The organism is Leptospira congkakensis, from assembly GCF_004770265.1.
Lineage (GTDB): Bacteria > Spirochaetota > Leptospiria > Leptospirales > Leptospiraceae > Leptospira_A > Leptospira_A congkakensis.
This window is the reverse complement of sequence record NZ_RQGQ01000013.1, coordinates 21606-43292: the sequence shown is the minus strand read 5'-3', so window position 1 is coordinate 43292 and position 21687 is coordinate 21606. Positions and strand designations below refer to the sequence as shown.

Annotated in this window: 19 protein-coding genes; 8 read left to right on the top strand and 11 right to left on the bottom strand. The window is 37.1% G+C overall.

All coding sequences use genetic code 11. From position 1 onward, the window contains the following. Positions 1-75: 75 nt before the first annotated feature. The 3 genes from EHQ70_RS08985 to EHQ70_RS08975 all read left to right on the top strand — a co-directional run bounded on the left by EHQ70_RS08985 (position 76) and on the right by EHQ70_RS08975 (position 2698). Positions 76-507: a VOC family protein gene (locus EHQ70_RS08985; protein ID WP_135585603.1), complete on the top strand. Its 432-nt coding sequence runs from the start codon at positions 76-78 to the stop codon at positions 505-507. A gap of 52 nt (positions 508-559) precedes the next feature. Beyond that, complete coding sequence (locus tag EHQ70_RS08980; RefSeq protein ID WP_135585601.1) at positions 560-1570, top strand: zinc-dependent alcohol dehydrogenase family protein; 1011 nt, start codon at positions 560-562, stop codon at positions 1568-1570. Between the two features lie 204 nt (positions 1571-1774). Continuing rightward, positions 1775-2698, top strand: a complete 924-nt coding sequence (locus EHQ70_RS08975) for a hypothetical protein (protein ID WP_135585599.1) — start codon at positions 1775-1777, stop codon at positions 2696-2698. A 147-nt stretch (positions 2699-2845) separates the two neighbouring features. On the opposite strand, the gene EHQ70_RS08970 is transcribed toward EHQ70_RS08975, so the two are convergent. From EHQ70_RS08970 to EHQ70_RS08960, 3 genes are all read right to left on the bottom strand, one after another. Continuing rightward, positions 2846-3247 carry a DUF2721 domain-containing protein gene (locus EHQ70_RS08970; protein ID WP_135585597.1) on the bottom strand — a complete coding sequence of 134 codons (402 nt, stop codon included), beginning with the start codon at positions 3245-3247 and terminating at the stop codon, positions 2846-2848. A 5-nt stretch (positions 3248-3252) separates the two neighbouring features. Further along, complete coding sequence (locus EHQ70_RS08965) at positions 3253-4209, bottom strand: fumarylacetoacetate hydrolase family protein (RefSeq protein ID WP_135585595.1); 957 nt, start codon at positions 4207-4209, stop codon at positions 3253-3255. An 82-nt stretch (positions 4210-4291) separates the two neighbouring features. Beyond that, complete coding sequence (locus EHQ70_RS08960) at positions 4292-4513, bottom strand: DUF1858 domain-containing protein (protein WP_100789227.1); 222 nt, start codon at positions 4511-4513, stop codon at positions 4292-4294. A 64-nt stretch (positions 4514-4577) separates the two neighbouring features. Between EHQ70_RS08960 and EHQ70_RS08955 the strand changes: the two genes are divergently transcribed. Together EHQ70_RS08955 and EHQ70_RS08950 are read left to right on the top strand one after the other, a co-directional pair. Then, positions 4578-4976 (top strand): 6-carboxytetrahydropterin synthase, encoded by a 399-nt coding sequence (locus EHQ70_RS08955; RefSeq protein ID WP_135585653.1) that lies wholly within the window; start codon positions 4578-4580, stop codon positions 4974-4976. A 382-nt stretch (positions 4977-5358) separates the two neighbouring features. Further along, complete coding sequence (locus EHQ70_RS08950) at positions 5359-7167, top strand: histidine kinase dimerization/phosphoacceptor domain -containing protein (RefSeq protein WP_135585593.1); 1809 nt, start codon at positions 5359-5361, stop codon at positions 7165-7167. A gap of 60 nt (positions 7168-7227) precedes the next feature. Here EHQ70_RS08950 and EHQ70_RS08945 read toward each other — a convergent pair whose 3' ends face one another. Beyond that, positions 7228-7845, bottom strand: a complete 618-nt coding sequence (locus tag EHQ70_RS08945) for a TetR family transcriptional regulator (protein WP_135585651.1) — start codon at positions 7843-7845, stop codon at positions 7228-7230. A gap of 149 nt (positions 7846-7994) precedes the next feature. On the opposite strand from EHQ70_RS08945, the gene EHQ70_RS08940 reads away from it, so the two are divergent. Together EHQ70_RS08940 and EHQ70_RS08935 are read left to right on the top strand one after the other, a co-directional pair. Further along, positions 7995-9080, top strand: a complete 1086-nt coding sequence (locus EHQ70_RS08940; protein ID WP_135585591.1) for a ferredoxin reductase — start codon at positions 7995-7997, stop codon at positions 9078-9080. A gap of 67 nt (positions 9081-9147) precedes the next feature. Beyond that, entirely contained in the window at positions 9148-10329 is a 1182-nt protein-coding gene (locus tag EHQ70_RS08935) for a fatty acid desaturase family protein (protein ID WP_135585589.1), read from the top strand. An 87-nt stretch (positions 10330-10416) separates the two neighbouring features. On the opposite strand, the gene EHQ70_RS08930 is transcribed toward EHQ70_RS08935, so the two are convergent. After that, the gene (locus tag EHQ70_RS08930) at positions 10417-12135 is read right to left on the bottom strand and encodes an acyl-CoA dehydrogenase family protein (RefSeq protein ID WP_135585587.1); all 1719 of its coding nucleotides are present in this window, start codon (positions 12133-12135) and stop codon (positions 10417-10419) included. A 291-nt stretch (positions 12136-12426) separates the two neighbouring features. Here EHQ70_RS08930 and EHQ70_RS08925 point away from each other — a divergent pair, with 291 nt between their 5' ends. Further along, positions 12427-13233, top strand: a complete 807-nt coding sequence (locus tag EHQ70_RS08925) for a dienelactone hydrolase family protein (protein ID WP_135585585.1) — start codon at positions 12427-12429, stop codon at positions 13231-13233. On the opposite strand, the gene EHQ70_RS08920 is transcribed toward EHQ70_RS08925, so the two are convergent. Genes EHQ70_RS08920 through EHQ70_RS08895 form a run of 6 tightly spaced genes read right to left on the bottom strand, consistent with a single transcriptional unit; the run spans position 13182 to position 21671 of the window. After that, positions 13182-16292 (bottom strand): efflux RND transporter permease subunit, encoded by a 3111-nt coding sequence (locus tag EHQ70_RS08920; protein ID WP_135585583.1) that lies wholly within the window; start codon positions 16290-16292, stop codon positions 13182-13184. The genes EHQ70_RS08925 and EHQ70_RS08920 overlap by 52 nt on opposite strands. A 2-nt stretch (positions 16293-16294) precedes the next feature. Next, positions 16295-17434, bottom strand: a complete 1140-nt coding sequence (locus tag EHQ70_RS08915; protein ID WP_135585581.1) for an efflux RND transporter periplasmic adaptor subunit — start codon at positions 17432-17434, stop codon at positions 16295-16297. Then, on the bottom strand, positions 17431-18762 hold the full coding sequence (locus EHQ70_RS08910; protein ID WP_135585579.1) for a TolC family protein: 1332 nt from the start codon (positions 18760-18762) through the stop codon (positions 17431-17433). Before EHQ70_RS08910 ends, EHQ70_RS08915 begins: the two co-directional genes overlap by 4 nt. 40 nt (positions 18763-18802) lie before the next feature. Beyond that, positions 18803-19186, bottom strand: coding sequence for a hypothetical protein (locus EHQ70_RS08905; RefSeq protein ID WP_244288276.1), 384 nt, complete (start codon positions 19184-19186; stop codon positions 18803-18805). Between the two features lie 16 nt (positions 19187-19202). Beyond that, positions 19203-20291, bottom strand: coding sequence for a DUF1574 family protein (locus EHQ70_RS08900; protein ID WP_135585575.1), 1089 nt, complete (start codon positions 20289-20291; stop codon positions 19203-19205). Positions 20292-20300: 9 nt separating this feature from the next. Further along, the gene (locus tag EHQ70_RS08895; RefSeq protein ID WP_135585573.1) at positions 20301-21671 is read right to left on the bottom strand and encodes an MBOAT family O-acyltransferase; all 1371 of its coding nucleotides are present in this window, start codon (positions 21669-21671) and stop codon (positions 20301-20303) included. Positions 21672-21687: the final 16 nt, after the last annotated feature.

The window sequence follows — 21687 nt, the reverse complement described above, 5'->3', positions numbered from 1 at the left end:
GTTTTGTGAATTCAATTTCCAATATCATAATTTTTATTTTTCCAAAGTTCATATTTTTACCAAAGGAGTTCGTTTATGTATCCACGAATCAATTTAATCACCTTAGGTGTTTCCGATTTACAACGTTCAATCGACTTCTATGAAAAGGGACTCGGCTGGAAACGTTCAGAAGAAAGTAATGATAGTGTTGCTTTTTTTCAAATTGGTGCACTCGTTTTTGGTTTGTTTGGTGAAGAGGCTTTGGCGGAAGATATCGGTATTCCTTTTCAAAAACGCCAAAAGTTTTCTGGAATTACACTCGCTCAAAACCAAATAAGTGAGGCTGAAGTTGACGCAGTAATTGAGAAAGTACGTGCGTTAGGTGCAGAAATACTCAAAGAACCTACAAAAGTTTTTTGGGGTGGATACAGTGCTTATTTTAAGGATTTCGATGGCCATATTTTTGAAGTGGCATACAATCCATTTTTTCCATTGAATGAGAATGGAGAAATTGTTCTAAGTAAATAGTTCATTTTACGGTTGTTATGTTTTTGAATCTGAAAAGGAATTAAGAGAAAGTATGAAACAAGCACAAATCCAAAGTTTTGGTTTGGATCATTTAGAAATTGTAAACATTCCTGAGCCAGCGAGTCCAGGTCCACTTGAAGTGCTCGTTCGGCTGCGTGCGGCTTCTTTAAACTACCGTGATTCTTTGGTTGTGGAAGGAAAATACAATCCAAAATTTCCACTTCCACTCGTTCCTTGCAGTGATGGCGCTGGCGAAGTCATCAGTATTGGCTCTGGAGTCACTGAATGGAAAGTGGGAGATCGCGTTCTTCTTACTTTTGCTCCTAAGTGGATTGCGAAAGAAGCGACTCATGCAGAAATGCGGCATACCATTGGAGGCCCTTTACCAGGCACCTTACGAGAGTTCGCTTTAGTGCCAGAGACTGGCCTTGTTCGGATTCCAACACATTTGTCTTATGAAGAAGCAGCCACCTTACCTTGTGCAGCCCTCACCGCCTGGTCTGGTTTATTTCAATTTAGCCAATTAAAACCAGGTGAATTTGTTGTTGTCCAAGGAACAGGTGGTGTTTCTATTTTTGCCTTACAGTTTGCGAAATTGGTTGGTGCTAAAGTCATTCTTACTTCATCTAATGATGAAAAGTTAGAACGAGGAAAAACTTTAGGGGCTGATTACCTAATCAATTATAAAGAAACACCTGAATGGGGAAAAGAAGTCCGTCGGATCACAGAAAAAGTAGGAGCCGATCATATCATTGAAGTGGGAGGAGCTGGAACCTTGGAACAATCCATTGCAGCCTGTCGTCCGTTTGGTGTGATTCATTTGATTGGAATCCTTGCTGGTAAATCAGGGGAACTGAACTTACTCGCTGCTGTTATGAACAACTTAAAAATCCAAGGTCTTGTTGTCGGCGGAAGAAAAGCCTTCATCGAAATGAACGGGGCCATCGAAGCTTCTGGCTTACGACCTGTGGTTGATAAAGTTTTTACCTTAGAAGAATCGGCCGAGGCAATCCGATACTTACGTTCGGGATCTCATTTTGGAAAAATTGTAATTCGAATTTAGTGGCAATTCTACTGAATCAAGACTGATTTTTTTAGCCTAACCAACGGAACTCACGATTGGGCCTTTCCCTTAAAACAGGGATTTTGTGCTAAACTATGAACTTATAACGAAAATTATGCTATAATCGTTAGTTCCATTAAAAAAGTTTAACAAATTCTCATTGACGATAAACTAACGTTTGGTGCATCTTGCGTTAGGTTTTATATGAAAAATTTGATTCAGTTTGCTGTATTTTTTGTTTTTATTCTAAATTGTTCTTCTAAGTCTGAAAATTCTTCAGAAGACTCCTTGTTGCTGCTGTTACTTGCCGCCCCTAAGTCTACCTCAACTGGCACAGGCACTGATGGCGCTGCCTGTACTTCCGATGCAAATTGTGCGTCAGGTTTTTTATGTGTAAGTGCCTTTAATTTAAATCAATCAACAACAACGAACCGGTGTAAAGCGATCCCAACTAGTAGTGGCAGTATTACAATTAATGGCACTGCTTCCAATGGAACAATCGTAACAAATAGTCCCCTAGTTGATTTTGACCTAAATATTACATCTACCGCAGATCATATCATCACTGCATTTACAACTACTAGTTCTGTCGATTTGGTTTTGGAAATAACAAACGCAGCTGGGACAGTTGTTCGAAACTCCTCAGATACAAATACATCAGGTACTAGTAGGGAACGTTTAAAAGAAAATTTGGCAATTGGCACATACCGTGTTAGGGTAAAAAGTTATTATGTATCGGGAGCGTTTGGAGGAACCGTAAAGGTACAAGTTGTGAATAATCCATCGGCGGTAAATAGTGGAGGTAGTTGCAATTTTCTAACAAATGCGGGTGGAAGTTCTTGTTTTGACTTTTCGGCCGGAAATACATTTTCTTCCGCACTCTGTGGTCCAGGAGGAACTTACAATGCCACAAGTAGCTGTGCCACAGTCAACGCAGCTGCAGCACCAACAATTAGTGGTAGATGTTCCTATTCTATCAATTCTACCACTGCCAATGGACAAGGTATTGTTACGAGAGTATATTATAGTGCTGGAACCGGCGTTGTCAGTCCAGTGAATAATACCGTAGCTTCCAGTGATTGTAATGGTAATACTTTAGATAATTTGGCAAGAGTGATTTTTCAATAATTTCAAAAATCTTTTTTGGGGCGCACAAAACTAATATAAATGGTTATATTGTTTTTCTTTGAATCATATTTTTGATTAGAACATCATGGTATGATTCAAAGAGTTATTTCAAAAAAGTTAGTTCCTTTCTTTCTATAAGAAAACAATTTATTTAGAGATAGAATTCAATATCGAATTTCTTTCAATGTCTAATGCAATCACCGATAAGTGTATTTCAATCAGTGCCAAGACAAGAGAGATTACCATAAACAAAAGCGATGAAGCAAATAAAATCCAAGCAATGATATTATAAAATGGGATCATACCCATTGAACAAGTGCAAAGAATCAAACTAAAGATGCCCGCACTTTGAGAATATAAAATAAGAGAAATGCGAAAACGTAGATTGTAGATTTGTTTTTCCAAAATTTCTGATTTGGATGTTTCATATTCACTGAGGAGTTGTCTCGAAAGTTTGGCCAAACCAAAAAATCGATTGGTATAAGCGAGCATCAGTAAGGAAATCGCCGGAAATAAAAGCCCTGGTATACTATATGTTAGGTAGTCCAATGAAATTAACCTTGTTTGACCAAAAGAATTTGTTCCCCTAAATCCAACTTTCCATCGGAAGTGCGGATTGCAGCTTTGATTTCATCACCTGGTTGTAAATACTGAGATCGTTGTTTTTGGCCTTTGATAAAAACTTCCCATTTTTTATGTTCGGGTAGAAAACCTGCTAATATCTGTTTTAGTTTTCCTGGAGCTTTGAGTGCACATCCCGAAGGTGTTCCCGTGAGCAAAACATCTCCTACTTGTATCCTAGCGAACTCGGAAAGTTCGGCGATACTTTCTTTCGGTGGATAAATCATTTGGTTTGCTTTTGCCGATTGTCGTATCTTTCCATTGACTCTAAGGTTTAATTCTAAGGAATCAATCAGCTGGTAGTCGTCCTGTTCTAAAACGGAAAGGATTGGACCTGCTGGAAAAAAAGTTCGATAAGATTTTCCTTTATACCATTGTAGTTGTGGAAGTTGGATGTCTCTTGCTGAGATATCATTGGCTACGAAGAGAGCTGCTATGTAATCATTTGGATTGTAGGTATTAACATCAAGTGGGGCATCAATTGGTTTACCAAATACAACTCCCAGTTCAATTTCATAATCTAAAAGTTCTACGTGGTTTGGTCGGATCACATCACCAATAGCAGTCGTGAGAGCAACATCCGATTTGGTAAAAAACAAATTGTATGTTTTTGATTTGGGATTTAGTCCAGATTCCAATGTATGTTTGTGATAATTGGCACCTTGGCAAATGATTTGGCAGGGAGCAGTGATGGGAGAAAGAATTACCACATCTTCTTTCTTCAGTGTTTTCTTAGATTTGGTATTTAGCTTGATTCTTTTTTTTTGAAGATCAACTAGCAAATCTTTGGTGGTTTTATCACCCGTTTGTAGTGGAAGGATTTTTTCATAGCTAACAAGCCCCCAATCAATTTTATTTTTATATTGGAAACGTACAAATTGTTTTGCCATCGTAAACCTACGAAACTATAGCTGGGGTGATAGAGAAAACGCTAGGGCCACTAGGACCCATGGTGACGGAAAAGTTTTTAGTCTATTCTTCTGCGAAAAGATTGTTTAGGGAATCAATAAGGGTGTCTACTTCGACTCCGTAACCCATACAAACTTGTTCAATAGTTTCTACTTCATTGATGGAGCAGTGTGAACATCCACCTAAATGGTAGCTGGAGAAAACTAGACCTGCTTCCGGGTGGATGGCAATTGCCTCTCCCACAGTCATTTCTTTAAAAAAGCGCGGTTTTGTTGTTTCGGTCATCTTAAGAACCCTCAGGAAGGAAATTACTATACAAATATTGGACTATGCTCTATTCGTCAATGGAATGTTTACCCAAGAAAACGGGAAATTTTACGTCCGCATCGAGGGAAGGTTTGAATCGGCCCATTTCCTCTACCAGTACTTTGCCGATGGCTCCGATGAACCCATCCACGGCCATTCCTGGAAGGTAGAGGTATTTTTAGAGGGAAATACGAACATTCGCCCAGACGGTATTTCCTACGATTTCCTAACGGCTCGAACGAAACTCATGGAACTGGTGCATTCCATCGACCATATCCTCATCAACGACCATCCTGACTTTAAGGGGATCAATCCCACATCTGAAAATGTAGCGCGTTGGTTTTATTCCGGTTTGAAAGCGGATGTAAAATCTTCTGAAGGCAAAATCCGGCGGATCGTGATTCATGAAGGGCCTGAAAATCTCGCTTTCTTTGAGCCATAGATTTCTTTTACCAAATATTTTTTAACAACAGTTAGGTACTAGTCCTTAGGAACTCAATGATTTACAAAGAATCAATTCTAAACGAAATCATCGAAAGGAAATGGAGGATGGTTGACTTTTCTTTCTCGAAAAAAGAACAGATGGTATAAAAAAAATACGTAGTTTGGTTTCTTACGTAATTTTTACTGCAACGAACTTTCGTTTGTGATAAAAAATCGACATAATCTTTTATCAATACTCGAGTCTAATGATTGAGGACTATAAACGTTCAACATATGTATTTTGTTTTTATTGCATAGGAACCAGTTTTTTTTCATATAAAATTTGTATCTTAATCGATTGCATTTCTATCGGCTAATTGTGAAAATCGATAGAACACTCCATGCCACTAACGGAACTCAAACATAGTTTAGGTCATATTCTACTTGTGGAAGATGAAGCCATCTTGGCCATCTCACAATCAGAATTTTTGAAAAACAAAGGGTATTCCGTCACTTATGTATCAAATTCAAATGATGCTTACGATTATATCACATCAGGCGAACGAGTTGATTTGATTCTAATGGATATCAATCTATCGGATGGAATGGATGGAATCCAACTTGCAGAAAAGATTCTATCCTATCGCGAAATACCTGTTCTATTTGTAAGTGGTTATTCTGATAATAAAATCTTAGATCGTGTATGTAAGATAAAACATTACGGTTATGTTCCTAAAATTTCAAGTCCTGATATAGTGGAATGTATGATTAAGTCCGCTCTCCAGCTATACCAAGCAGAACAAACATTAGCTTTCAGAGAAAAAGAACTTCGGATCACTTTTGAAGCAATGGGTGATGGAGTGATTGTTCTGACTCCAGAAGGTTTGATCCGAGAAATCAATCACAAAGCTTTAGATATGTTAGGGTATCAAAAAGTGGATGTATTAGAAAAAGAGATTACATCCTTTTTGTATTTGGTACAAGCCGATGCCCGAACCCGAGTATCCTATCCTTTTTTGAACTCATCAAATACACTTGTTTATACGGAAAGAAAGAACGATTTAATTATTGTTTCTCGTAGTGGTCGTGAAACGCATGTTACAGAAACCATCTCGCCCATTTTGGATGATGAAAAAAAACTGAATGGAATTGTAATTGTTTTTAGAGAAACACCATCTGCATCTATTTTGGTTCCGCCAAAAGATAGCGAAAGTTTATATGCGAAAGTATTCCAGTTGAGTCCGATTCCTATGGCAATCTCCACAGTGAAAGATGGAACTTATTTGGATGTAAACTCTTCGATGGAAACTCTTTTCGAATTAGAAAAATCAAAAGTCATTGGTAGAAAAACCGAAGAATTTAAGGCTTGGAGTAATCCCACAGACATTGAACGTCTCAATAAAGCTTACCAGGAAAATGGAAAGATGTCTGGTGAAAGGATGTCAGTAGAACATTCCGATGGAAAAAAGTTTGATGTTTTAGTTTTCAGCCAAGCCTTTGAGATCGCCGGGGAACGTTTTATTTTATGGATCAATCTAGATGTGACAAAAATTCTAGATATGGAAGGACGACTTGCTAAGTCAGTAGAAGAAAAAGATGTTCTACTGAAAGAGTTACAACACCGAGTCAAAAATACCCTCGCCATCATATCGGGACTTCTCAATCTCGAGTCTTTCAAAGTTGAAAATGATGTCGCCAAACAGTCGTTCTTGAACGCTCAGTCGAGAATCATGTCTATGTCAAAGGTTTATGAAAATCTTTATCAATCAGAAGATTTAGAATCTGTAGACCTTCGTAAGTACATAGAAGATTTAGTATTTAGCCTTCATGATATTTTTGTTCTCAATCCTACAAAAATTAGATTCGATGTAAAGTTAGAAGAAATTCGTTTGGATTTAAAACGAACTCTACCATTGGGTTTGATTTTGAACGAACTACTCACTAATGCTTTGAAGTATGCTTATCCTAGCGAAAAGGGTGGGGATGTTAGGATTCATCTTTCTCGTTCTAACGAAAATATCATTTTATCGGTTGGAGATGATGGAGAAGGATTACCTGATTCGGTGAATATTGAAAAAGGAAATCATTTTGGGTATGAGTTGATTCGTAGTTTGACTTCTCAATTAAAAGGTGTATTTTCTTCTGTCTCTAAAAAAGGAGGAGGGCTTAACATTATGATTTCCTTTCCTGTGAAATCGAATGATAAATGAGTGAGTTACGTACTTACTAGTCACTGAATCATTCAACTTCATTTCCTTTCAAAATGCCTGTTATCGTTTTTTCCTTCCCCTGATTGTTCCGATAAATACCAAACGAACTTGTTTGATGGTTTGTAATTTTAGTTTTCGCATCTCAGAATGAGCATCCGTGGCAAGATCTAAAAAGTCTGAAGCCATAAGAAAACAAATACTAACAATTAACTCAGAAGCAAACTGAATGTCTAGTTGTGGAATCATCTTGGGCATTCGCATGTCTTTTGCGAGTTCGGCAGCAATGGCATTCATCGATTCGCGAATTTTTTCACGGATCTTTCGGTTTCCCCCCGTACGTTCTCTGGAGATAAAGCGAAAGAGTGAGCGGTTATGCGTCACATAGTCAAAAAAGAAGCCGATGGTCAGTTGTAAGGCCGACTTATAAGCTCCTTTGTTTCTGGCATCCCCAACGATGGTTTGGATCCTCCCACCGCATTCGTCCACAAGTGACAGTCCCAGTTCTTCCATATTCTTAAAATGCCGGTAGAAGGCAGCAGGGACAATCCCAGCCTCTCCAGCCACTTCCCGAAGGCTAAGATCCCCTAATCCTTTCTCCTCTCCCATCAATTGTAAGGCACTTTCGAGCAAATTGTCGTGAGTGCGAAGCTTTTGGGCATATCGTTTGTTGAGTTTCATGGCTGAATTCAGTAAACGGTCGTTCACTTTTTTTAAAAAAGCAAGGACAAAAAGACCAATTCGGAGTTGACATACTTAACAACGTAAATTAACACTATTAAATATCTCTGTGAACGAGTGTTCACTTAAATGCGAAATACGAGGCGAAAATGAAAACATTTCCTTTTATCTACAACGAACCAAAGCAATTCCTGAGTTCCCTCCAGGGCAAACAATGGGCCGATTTTCTTTTAGGGGAAATCAACCCTAGATTTTCTGTCACAACCATCAAAGCGAAAGTTGTGGCTGTTCGGGAAGAAACTGCTGATGCAAAGACAATCGTGTTAAAGCCCAACTGGTTATGGAAGGGTTTTCGTTCAGGCCAACATGTTCCTGTCACTGTAGAAATTGCAGGGAGGAGAGTGACTCGGTTTTATTCTTTGTCTTCACGGCCAAATGATAAACATTTAAGTATCACCGTGAAACGCCAAAAAGGCGGACTTGTATCCAATTTTATCAATACTAACATTAAAAAGGGCGATGTATTAGAGTTAGGTGAGGCAACGGGTGAGTTTGTCCTTCCCAAAACTTTACCTTCTAAGTTTTTATTTTTAGCAGGTGGAAGTGGAATCACTCCCATCCACTCCATTCTAAAACAACTAGAGGCAAATCAATTTAAAGGAAAAGCCACTCTTCTTTACTTTGTTCGATCATTCGAAGATATCATTTTACATTCTTCTTTAGAAGAAATCGCAAAATCAACTGGATGGTTAGAAATCAAATATATCTTTTCAGATGTTCCTAAAGAGGGATATGATTCAGGATTTTTAACCAAAGAGATTTTGCAAAAGTATGCAGAAGATTTAAAATCCTATTCTGTTTATGTATGTGGGCCTGCCCCCATGCAAACCAAAGCTCTTTCACTTTTAGAAGGTAACGAAATCAAATCGGAACTTTTTTTGTTACCCGGTCAAACTTCTTTGAAGGTAAAAAAAACGGGAACGGTAGATGTCTTTTTATCTTTAAGTCACAAAACCATTCAAGTCAAAGGGGAACGTTCTTTACTAGAAGAACTCGAAGACCAAGGAATTTACCCACAAAGCGGATGCCGTATGGGGATTTGCCATACTTGTGTTTGTAAAAAAGCAGTAGGTTCTGTCACGGATTTATCTAACGGCGAAGTATCTGAGTTAGGTGAAGAGAATATCCAAATCTGTGTTTCTCGTGCCGAATCAAATTTGGAATTAGAACTCTAATTTTGGTAAATCAGGAAATTCATCACTAGGATCTCGAAAATTAAAGTATTCATTATAGGAAAATAAAATGAGAACAATTAGCAAAACATTAAACCACGAAGAAATTGAAGCCTTTGGAAAAGAAGTGGATTCACTCCGCGAAGAAGTAATGGCAAAGGTCGGTAAAGAAGATGCAGATCATATCCGATCCATCTATAAGATCTATCGTTACACAGAAATTTTAGGTCGTGGTCTCATCCACTTTAGTTTTGAACCTATTTCCTTTGTGCTTGGTTCACTCATTCTTGGTGGATCCAAAATCATAAACAATATGGAACTTGGTCATAACGTACTTCATGGACAATATGATTGGATGAACGATCCTCGATTTAACTCTCGTACTTTTGAATGGGACATTGTAAGTGATGCTCACCAATGGAAGTTCTATCATAATTATATGCACCATACCTATACAAATGTTCTTAATAAAGATCATGATTATGGATATAATTTTACTCGATTGACCGAAGGCCAAAAGTGGAAGCCTGTACACCTAACACAACCTTTTACGAATATGTTTTTGGCGATGAACTTCCAGTGGGGTGTAGGTGCTCACGGTTACCGAGTGGAATATATGGAGATTCCTAAAAAACAAAGAAAGAAAAAATCTCTGAAAGATTATAAGGCAGTGTTCTTCAAAAAAATTGAACTACAACTTGTAAAAGATTATCTTTTCTTTCCACTCCTTGCTGGTTTGAATTTTCCAAAAATCATTTTAGGAAATTTGATCGCCAATTTGATTCGAAATCTTTGGACTTATGCTGTGATCTTCTGTGGTCATTTTACTGAAAATGCAGAATCTTTTTCCGTAGATGATATTGTCGGAGAAACAAAAGCGCAGTGGTATCTAAGACAACTCAAAGGTTCTTCTAACTTAGATGGTAGTAACTTTTTTTATACGATGACTGGGCATTTGAGTCACCAAATCGAACACCATATGTTCCCTGATATGCCGGCAAAACGTTATCGTGAAGTGGCACCTCGTTTGAAAGAAATTTGTGCTAAGTATGGCCAACACTACAATACAGGAAGTTTCGTGAAACAGTTTGCTTCCGTTTGGAAACGAATCGTCGCTTATTCTTTTCCTGATTCCATTGCCGGAAAGTTAATGGGAAATAAAAAGAAATACTTAGAACCAACTGCGTTACTTTCGCAACCCAGTTTTCAGATCTCCCTTCCTAGTGAAGAGAAGTCAGCGACTCTCACATAACCTGAACTTGACGAATTCCCCACTCGCGCATTGTGGGGAGTTCATCCCTTTCCTTTCTTTGGGTCCTCATGACGAGGGCCCTTTTTTTTAATCCTTCAAATGTTTCAGTCTGATTTGATTTGCAGATAGGATGGCCAAACTATCCAAATGAAATCCTTTACACCAAGTACTACGTAGTTCTTTTCTGCTAGTGGATTTGTTTTTGGCTCTTTCCATCAAGTATCCTACCACAACTCTTGCTGCCGATTCCACCACTTCAAAACTATGGGCTTCTTTTGTTTCTTGTTTTTCGATGGATTTATATGTATCAACAATGGATTCGAATAGAGTTCGGATCTCTAGGAGTTTGGAATTGGATTCTGATCCTTTTGCCAAATGATCTAGATAACTACGGAAAGTTCCTGTCGGGCTCATTCCAGAGGTAATGCCACCAATGGCTGCGTTCACTTGGATTTGTGTGGTTCCATCATAAATATTGGTGATTCTTGCATCACGATAGAGTCTAGAAAGATCATAATCTTCTGTATACCCAGCACCACCTAATACTTGTAATCCATCATAAACTAAATCATTACACATTTCTGAATTGTAGTATTTGGATATTGGTGTGAGTGTGTTTGCCACTTTTTCCCAGAATTTTCCAATTTTGGATTCTTCCGGGGAAACGGTTCGCCCATCCTCATACCAATAGTATTTATCTACAGAAAAGGCCGCTTCCACCATAAGGCAGCGCATACCCGCAAGTTCGCGTTCCATTCGATTCAACATACGACGGACAGCAGGAATTTCATAAATCGGTTTTCCAAATTGGATTCTTTCTTTTGCGTATTTAAGAGCTTCTTCGTACGCAGCAGTGACAATGCCTGTACCTTGGGAGGAAACACTCAGGCGGGCACCGTTTAACATACCCATTACATACTTTACAAGTCCAAATCCTTCTTTACCAACAAGATAACCTTCACTGTTTTCGAAGACAGTTTCACAAGTGGCTGAAGCTTTGATTCCTAATTTTTTTTCGATTCCTTGCACCGCATAATCTTTGTTTTCAACAATAAAAAAAGAAAGCCCTCTGGCTCCACTTTCTTGGGTTCCTGTTCTTGCTAACGTGAGAGTGATACCCGGGATACCATTCACTCCACAGGCTACAGTTTGAAATCTTTTGGTTCCGTTGAGATACCACTTATCATCTTTCTTTGTTGCTTTAGTGGTAATGTTTGGCAAATCAGATCCAAAATCTGGTTCTGATAATCCCATGGTGACTGTATAATTGCCTGAGATTAATTTTGGGATCCATTCTTCTTTCATCTCATCAGAGGCACAGACTTCCAAAATAGCGGCAAGGCCCATACTTCCCACCGCGATGGTAATAGAACTATCGGACCTATACATCAGTTCTGCAATCATCGCCTTTACAATGCTAGGTGCACCTAGTCCACCATATCTTCTTTTAAAAGCAACAGGACCAAGTCCTGCATCATGATACATTTTAATTACATCCACCATCTCTTGTGGATGGATCACGTTTCCATTATCAAATTTTAGACCTTTGGAATCCACAGTTGCAGCAACTTGGGAAACATACATCCCACTGATTTCTCCGCAGGATTTTAGGATTTCGTCATAAAACAATTTCGCCTCATCGATATTAGATGGTGCATATTCTAACCTAGGGTTATTGTTTTCGGAATAAAGTTTGGAATCAGAATAATTATTTTCATAAATAGGAACAATTTCATTCCAATCAATTAATTCGTAAAAATGTTCTTTTAGGTCTTCGTTGGTTTGAAAGTAGTTACTTTGGATCATAAAAATTCCTTTTGAGTTAGAAGATAAATTTTAGGAATGTGAGGCGATTAAAAAAAATCGTATAACAAAAAAATTTGGAAAAAATAAATGTATGGTGAACCGATCGGTTTCCTTTTCTGTAGCTGAATTAGGTCAACAAAAACGAACAAAGGTATTGTTTTCAGATAACTCCAAATCTTCCTCTATTTGGTAGAAATTAAGGTTTCTTTTTTTACGATTCCCAAGTAGAATTCAAAGTCTATCTCTACCGAAAAAATTAGTGCCCGATTTTTTTGGCGGATCAGGAGACGTATGAAACAACTCATTTCTATTTTTGCACTCGTTTTTGCCGTTAAGTGTGCGAGTGTGCCAACTGCACAACTTCCTATAAAGTCTTCCGTTTCTGGAACTCCACTGGAATACAAATTAGATGGGAAAACCTATGAGGGATTTCTCGCCGTTGATTCTTCCATTTCAGGAAAACGTCCTGGTGTCCTCGTGATTCACGAATGGTGGGGAGTGAACGATTATCCCAAACAAAGAGCCAAACAACTGGCTGATTTAGGTTATGTTGCCTTTGTGATGGATCTTTATGGAAAGGGTATTCTTGCGAAAGACCATGTAGAAGCAGGCAAACTTTCCGCTGCCAACGGAGAACCGAAAGTAATGCTCAAAAAAATCTATAAGGCTCTCGAGATTCTAAAAGCAAACCCAAATGTGGATACTAGTAAAATTGGAGCCATTGGATATTGTTTTGGTGGTGGTGGAGTCATCGAACTAGCATTAGATGGCTCTGACTTAAAAGGAGGAGTTGTTTCTTTTCATGGTATGCTTGGTAGCAAAAACTTAGCTTCTGGTGCAAAGAAAATAAAATCAAAAGTTTTAGTGCATCATGGTGCTGATGATCCTTTTATTCCGAAAACTGCAGTAGATACGTTTATCAAAACAGTAACTGATGCAAAAGCTCCTGTTACTTTTATCTCTCACCCAGGAGCCGTTCATGGATTTACAAGACCTGGAGCTGAAGATCGTGGACTTCCAGGCCTTGCTTATAATGAAAAAGCTGACTACGCATCTTTTGATAGTATGAAAGCCTTTTTTGCAGCAAACTTTAAATAGACGAGAGGAAGAACAAACAGCGTCAGGGCACTCGCTGAAACCAATCCTCCAATCACTACGGTAGCTAGAGGTCTTTGGACTTCGGCACCCGGTGAGGAACTAATCGCCATAGGGATAAATCCAATGGATGCCAGAAGGGCTGTGGTGAGTACAGGACGAAGTCTTGACAACGCTGCTTCTTTCACAGCCTCTTCTTTTCTTTTTCCTTCCTGTTCCAAACTCCGAATGAAACTGATGAGTACAAGCCCATTCAAAACGGCAATTCCAAACAAAGCAATAAATCCCACTCCCGCTGAAATACTAAATGGCAAATTTCGAATATAAAGAGCAAAAATCCCACCAGTGATGGCAAACGGAACATTGAGAAAGATGATGATTGCCGCAGATATCTCGTTAAATGCAAAGTATAGGATTAGAAAAATAATGAGAAGAGTGATCGGCACAACAATATACAAAGTTTTTGTTGCGGATTCAAATTTTTCAAATTCACCACCAGTTGTATAATGATAACCAGACGGAAACTTAATTTCTTTTTCTAAAACTGATTGGACTAATTTTACAGTACTCACCATATCACTTCCGCGAATGTTGAATTGTACTAATGCGTAACGATTTTGGTTTTGGTGGTAAATTTGTACAGGCCCATCTTCGATATAAATTTCTGATAGCTCATGTAAGGGAGCAAAACTATTTTTTCCCACCTTAACTGGTATGTTTTTAATTTGTTCTGGGTTTCCACCTACATCTGTTTTTACAACGATATCGAATCGTTTCATTCCTTCATAAACAATTCCGGAAGGAACTCCTGAAGAAATAGATCCGGTAACACGACCTATATCGATGATTGATTGGTCGTATCTTGCCAATTTTTCTCTGTTAGGTTTGATTCGTAAGTATTCTAACCCATATAATTGTTCGATCCTTAGGTCAACGACACCGGGAATGTTTTTGATTTTTTTAGAAATTTCTTCTGCTAAAGATTTTAGTTTTGATAAATCATCTCCAAAAATTTTGATTCCCACATCGGCTCGGATCCCAGCCATAATTTCATTGTTACGCATTTCAATGGGTTGAGACAAACCGTAAGCTACTTGTGGAGCAACTCTTTCAATGATCTCCTGTAACTTGAGTTCAAGTTCCGCTTTACTTAGTTTCCATTCGGATCTTGGTTTCATATCCATATACATATCTGTTTTTTCTACACCCATCGGTTCAATGGCAAGTTCTGGTGATCCAGTTCTCGAAACTACTTCTGTAATTTCTGGAATTTCCTTTAGAATGGCTTTTTCTATTTTCATAGATGATTGTAAGGCTTCCGTTAAAGTTGTGGATGGATACCGACTAATTTCGATTAGGAGATTTCCTTCGTCTAATTTTGGTAAAAATTCTCCTCCCAATCGAAAGAATAATATGATCGAAAGAACAAGAACTCCAATACTGGAATAAGTGACTTTTTTAGATTCCTTTAGACAATATTCTAATTTTGGAGTATACCATTCGTGGATTTTTTGAAAAAACTTTGTTTCTCCTTCGGCGATATGACCTCCTTTTAAAAAATACGAAGCAAGCACCGGTATGAGTGTGAGTGTTAAGAAGAATGCACCAAGTAAAGCAAACAAAACAGTAGTTGCCATTGGGATAAACATTTTGCCTTCAGTTCCGCTTAATGTAAGAATCGGAATATAAACAATTCCTATGATGATTTCTCCAAAGATTGTTGCTTTTCGAACTTCTATCGTTGCACTTAAGATGGTTTCTTTTTGTTCTTTGTCGGTAAGGTCTCTTTTTAATTCTTTTCGTTTTAATCCCAATCGTCTGTGTGAGTTTTCAATCAGGATGACTGCACCATCCACAATGAGTCCAAAATCAATCGCACCCATAGACATTAAGTTTGCCGGAAGGTCTCGTAAAAACATAAGTGAAATAGCAAACAACATCGCAAGTGGAATTACAGAGGCAATGACAAGACCTGATCGGAAATCACCAATCATCAGAAACAGTATGATGATGACAAGAATGGCTCCTTCTGATAAATTCCAAACGATCGTGTTTAAGGTGTTTTTCACCATGATCGAACGATCATAATACGGTTTGATTTTCATTCCTGTGGGAAGAGTTTTTTCTATCTGGGTAATTTTTTCTTTTACGGCTGTGGTGACCTCTAGTGAATTTTCACCAAGTAACATGAGTGTTACGGCGCCTACCACTTCTGATTTTCCTGTAGCAGTGGCCGCTCCTTTTCGTAATCTCGATCCTTCTACAATTTTTGCGATACTACTTAAATATATAGGAAACCCATCTCCCATTTTCCCTACTTGGATTTTTTCGAAGTCAGTTGTGTCTTTTAAAAGACCATCACTACCAACTATCAATTGTTCACCGGATCGCTCAATATATCCACTTCCTATCGATAGATTATTTGATTCTACTGCGGTTACAATTTGATTCAGAGAAACTCCGAGTGAAGCTGCTTTAAAGGGATCTACAATGACCTGGTATTGTTTTGTTTTTCCTCCAAAACTATTCACTTCCACAATTCCTGGAACTGTTTTGAGCGTTGGATTGATGTACCAATTCAAATATGTAGTGAGTTCCATTTGAGTATGAAATTCGCTTTCTAAGGTGAATTGAAATACTTCTCCAAGACCTGTTGTGATAGGGCCAATGACTGGTTTTCCAAAAATGGCGGGAATGTTTTCTGATGCTTCTGTTAATCTTTCACTGACAAGTTGTCTACTTTTCCATAAATCAGTTCCATCTGCAAATACTGCAGTCACAAGGGAAAATCCATATCGAGAAACAGACCTTACTTCTATTAAGTTTGGAATTCCAGTGATGGCTCTTTCTACTGGTAAGGTAATGTACTGTTCGATTTCTAAAGTCGAGAGAGAAGGGGAAGTTGTGATCACTTGTACTTGAACATTGGTAATATCAGGGACTGCATCTACTTTTAAGTGATTTAATGAATACACTCCACCAAACACAAGTAAGATTGTGAAAACAATGACTAAAAATCGATTCTGTAAAGAGATCTGAACAATTTTTGTTAAAAATTCCATATTTATTCTCCACCAAATGTTGATTTGAATAAAATGGCTTTGAGTTCGAAGGCAGATTTAGTGACGATTTTTTCTCCCGGTGTGATTCCCGAAAGAATTTCTACGTTTCCATCATTCACATTTCCAATTTTAACTTCTACCCACTGGAACTCGTTTGGTTTGGATTCTATAAATAGAAATTTTCGATCTTGGTAAGATTGAACCGCTTCTTCTGAAACTTGGATTCCCTTTCTTTGATTCACCATGAGGATGGCTTTTCCAAATAGTCCGATCTTTGCTTTGCGATTTTTATTTTTAAAAACAACTCTTGCATGAACAGTTCGAGATTCAGGATCCACCTTTTCTCCGATATGTTCTAAAACGCCGTCAAATTCTAAATCAGGATAAGCATTCAAAATAATTTTTCCGAAATCACCTTCAGAAAGATATTTTAAATCGTTTTCAAATATTTTGGCTTGGAACCAAAGAGAAGAAAGTTCTGCAATGGTTGTTAGGATTTGGTTTCCTAAAACCATAGAACCAGGAATGGCATTTCTAGAAAGAGCAAGTCCTGACCGAGGTGCAAACACTGTATACACACCAGATGCAGAATTATCAATAGATAGACCATTGGCTCTCAGATTTTCTACAGCAGCATTTTTTTCTGATTCCACTACTTTTAGATTTGATTCAGCATCAATGTATTCTTGTTTTGCGGCTAAATTCATTTTAACCAAAGATTCAATTCGAATTAGATTTTGTTCTGCTGCGGTAAATTTTGATTTTGCTACTAAATAAGTTGATCTTAGTTTTGCGAGTTCTGGTGAATCAATCGCAGCTAGTTTTTGGCCTTTTTTAATGGTATCCCCTTCAACAAAAAAAACAGAAGTAATTCGTCCTGAAATTCTTGTTGGTACATCAATAATTGCATCGGGTACAGCTTCTGTTTCTCCAATCAGTTCTATTTTTGTTTGGATGGATTCTGTTTGAATGATTTCGGTTTCGATCCCCAAACTTTTTCGATTTTCTAAAGATAGTTTTACTATGTCATTGGTTTCTTTTTTGGATTCCAAATCATTGTTTGTTTTTCCAAACTTCCAAAAGTATAGAGAAGCAGAAATTAATAGAATGGATACGATTAAGATAAGTGTTTGTTTTTTCATGGTTTGATCCCTAATGAGTCGCTAGGTAATCCGAGAACACGAATGAGTTCAATTTGAGATAATTCAAATTCAGCTTTTGTGTTCAGGTAGTTGAGTTTTGTTTGTAATAGGATTCTTTGTTGGTTGATTGCATCTATGATTTTAATTTTTCCAAATCGAATTGCTTCTTGGAGATTGTTTAGATCTGATTCCGCACGATCCATTTTTTGAGTATCATAGAATTTCATTTCTTCTGACAGAGTTAGGTAATTAGTTAGTGCGAATAAAACTTCTTGTTTGATATTTCTAGAAACAGATTCTTTTAGTTCTTTGGAATTATCAATTTTTGCAGAAGCGATGATGGATTCTCCTTCATAGTCTCTCCAAATTGTCATTGGGAAACTGACCATCCCTCCAACTACTTTTTCATTGAAACCATCATTTTGAGCAAAAGCTCCTAAACTGACATTTGGAATTTTTTGTCGTCTTACTTCGTTTTGGCGTAGTAAAGCTAATTCAATTTCTTTTTCTGAGAGCATAAGCTCTGGACGTGTTTCCATTGCTAATTGGATTAACTCATTTTTTTCTTTTGGTAAATCTTTTGGCAAAATCCAATTTTGGGTTTGGATTGTTTCTTTTTCTAAAGGAAATCCAAGTAACACTTCTAATTCGGAGCTTGCATTTTCATACAATCGATGAGATTGGTTCCAGATTTTGAAAATTCGAATTTCTTCCGATTCGGATAAGGTTTCGTCTATACCCGGTGAAAGTCCTTCGTTCACTCTCGCTTTTGATATCCTTTTTAAATCTTTAACAAGACTTAAATTGTTAAAACTATTTTCTTTTTCCAAATAAAGATAACGATATTTAGTTAATTTTTTGACAGCTTCAAATTCTAAAGATCGTTTTACTGACTCTAAACGGAAAACTTGTGCTTTAAATTCTTCATCAGCAATTTGGACTGCAATTTCACGTTTGCCGTTTGTGAAAATCTCTTGGTTGACCATAACTTGAAAGTTATTCGCAGCATTTGGTCCTGATAAAGATACTGGCCCAGAAGATTCTCCTTTTCGTGTAGCAACGTAACTATTAAAAACTGGGTTTGAAGGAAAATGGTAAGAGGCAATTTTTTTCCTGCCTGAAATTTCCCTTAGTTTGATTTCTTCCATCCGATAGTCAGGATGTCTACTGACAACACAACGACTGAGTTCCGTTATCGAATTTTGATTCCGACAACTTTGTATCGAAAATTCATTAGCTTCAGCATGAATAGGTAAAACATGGAAACTGATATATCCCAAACAATATAGAAATACATTCCACTGTTTGGGGTTAAAAAAATAATTCATAAAACCTCCAGAGTATTTGCGCAATACAATTGCGAATCAACTAAGTAAGGTTATGTTTTGGTGGACGGAAGAATGTGTTTACTGTAACGAGTTTTGGAATTAAAAGTTCGGGTTGGTGGATATAAACTTTATGGAGTTGGATGAGTATATGGGAGAGGTATAGATCCCAAGAACAAGATACAATTAAATTACATGGGCAAGAAAAACAAACATGGTCTGTATGATCCCCATCTTCGGAAAGTTCGTGGCCTGGATTGACACCTAAGGCGTGGTCTAAAAAGGCATAGGGACAAGCACTTTCAGGAGAACCAATCAGTCCACAATTGACCTCATTGTCAACAATGCGTTGGTACATAAAATTGGCAGAAAATAACAAGATAAAGCTAAATAGGAAAAATTGCCTCCAGGATCTGAGTTTTTTCATATTTGACTTCATATGGTTACTTGTAGTTTGGAATCTCCTTTGCAGTTTGCAATAACTTATCTGCAATTTCTGGAACACAAATCGGAGAAACATGACTACAATCTACATACGTTTTACATTTAGTATTTCCTTCATTTAAACTTATATAGCGGATATTTTTTGAATTTGGATCGACAAATTGACTTATGTATCTTTTAAAAATACCACCATTAGTGATTTGATACCGAATGTCCTGGTAATATGGATGAATTTGTGGTTCCCAAATTACCATGGGAATATTGTGTTTTTCTGCGTGATTGACTATTTTTTTGAAGAAGTTTGTTTCTGTTTCTGAAATTTGAAAACGACTTAAAAAATGTTCTTTGCGTGATTGCGCATAATCAATGATTCTTTCTTGGAATTCGTTAGGCGGAAATTGATCTGTTTCGAATCCGATTTTGTCTGGTGTGAATGGTCTTTTAACATTCATGTAAGACGAAATTCCAATAAAATATGTGTCATTGGTAATTCGATTTCCAGTTAAAAGGTTTTTTATTGCTCCCACTGGTTTGAAATGATAATTATAACCTAAAAACAAAAGACGTGTTAATATATCTCTTTGCATTTCTGAATTCATTGAATCATAGATATCAATTAATTCATTTTCATGTAACATTAACTCTGCCCATTTTGTTTTGTATGTATAAATATTGTTTTCGTTCAACATTTCATCAGAAAACTCTAAGAACAATACATCAGGTTTAAAACCTGCATCGGTCATTGATTTGATTAATAAATAATATAATAAAAACTCTGAAGCCTTTACTGCTGTGCGAGTTTCGAAATACACTGGTTGACTAATTGTAGATTTGTTTACAGGAATTTCTGCCCATTCGTGAAAAGGTTCTGAACGTGATGTTCCTGTAACAACTGCTACTTTTTTGCCACTACTTTGGATTTTTTTATTCTCTTCCCAGATGGTAGGCATTCCGAGTAAAATATTTTGACCAGCTTTGTAATTCCTACGGCCACTTTCTCGAACATCAGGAATACATATTAATTTATCTACTACGATGATGCTAATTAGAATGAAAAAAGGATAAAAATAGATTCGGTTAAATTTCATAGGTTCCCGTTAAAATTGAAAATATATAAAAGTTTCTACTGGAGCTTCAATTCTGATAAGGGCTAAATATACAAAGAAACTTAGGATAAAAATAATCCAGTTTGTATATGGTTTGAGCCGATCCGAAAAATAATTTTTGAATTCTAAAATTTGAATCGCGTAACTTGCGAGGATAAGTCCCCAGAAGTCTGGACGATAGATAATTTTACCAGTAAGGTTGATACTCGCTGCCCAAAACGTTCCAATTTTCTTTAAAGTATCAATACGAAAAAAAGTAGCAAGTATACAGAAAATAAAAAAGACCCATATTGCGGCGAACACTTGTTTTATAAATGACATGGACTTTCGATCAGGTTTTCCGAATATTATACGTTCGGTGGAAAGAAAAATTCCATGGAAAAATCCCCAGAGAAAAAAGGTATATGTATTCCCATGCCAAAGTCCAGATAGTGACATCACGATAATCGTGTTGATATTGTATCTAATTTCTGAAACTCGATTTCCACCTAATGGAATGTATAAGTAGTCTCGAATCCAAGTGGAAAGAGTATAATGCCATCGGCTCCATAATTCTGAGAAACTGACAGATAAAAAAGGGGAACGAAAGTTTTCTGGAATTTCGTAACCAAGTAGGAATGCGGAACCTCTCGCAAGATCTGTATAACCGGAAAAGTCTCCATAAACTTGAAACGAAAAAGCAACAGTAGATAATAAGATAGAAATCCCATCGTATTCGCCAGGGTTCATATAAACCGGATTGATGATTTTAGCAAGTTGGTCTGCGATGAGAACTTTTTTCACCAAACCAGAAAGGATATGTAATATTCCTCTTTGTACAAAATCTAAGGACAATTTGGAATGATCGATTTGATCGTAAAAATCGTCATGCCTCATAATGGGCCCAGCAATGAGTTGTGGAAAAAATAAAATGAATAATAAAAAGTTTAGGAAAGGTGATTCGGTAAACTTACCTCTCCAAGCATCGACTACGTAAGCAATCATTTGGAAGGTATAAAAACTGATCGCTAGAGGTAATATAATTTCGGATAAAGATTGGAAGAAGGGGATGGTTAATTCACCCTCTAATGTTAAATATTTTATATAAGTGAGGAAGTATTTGAAAAAACATAAGTTGATCAAATTGATTCCAACACCCAAAATTAGAAAAATTCTGTTTTTTGTTTTGAGTATTCCCAGCACACAGAGATGAGTGAGGAAGATAAAAAATACAAAATGTATTAAAAAAGAGCCACTCCAATACCCGTAAAAAATAAGGGAAAAGATAATGAGGATATATTTGCGGAATCGAGAAGGTAAAATCCAATAGATAATATAACAGGCGATAAAAAAGAAAAGATAATCAATCGAATTGAACAGCATTTTCCCTAGAATTTCC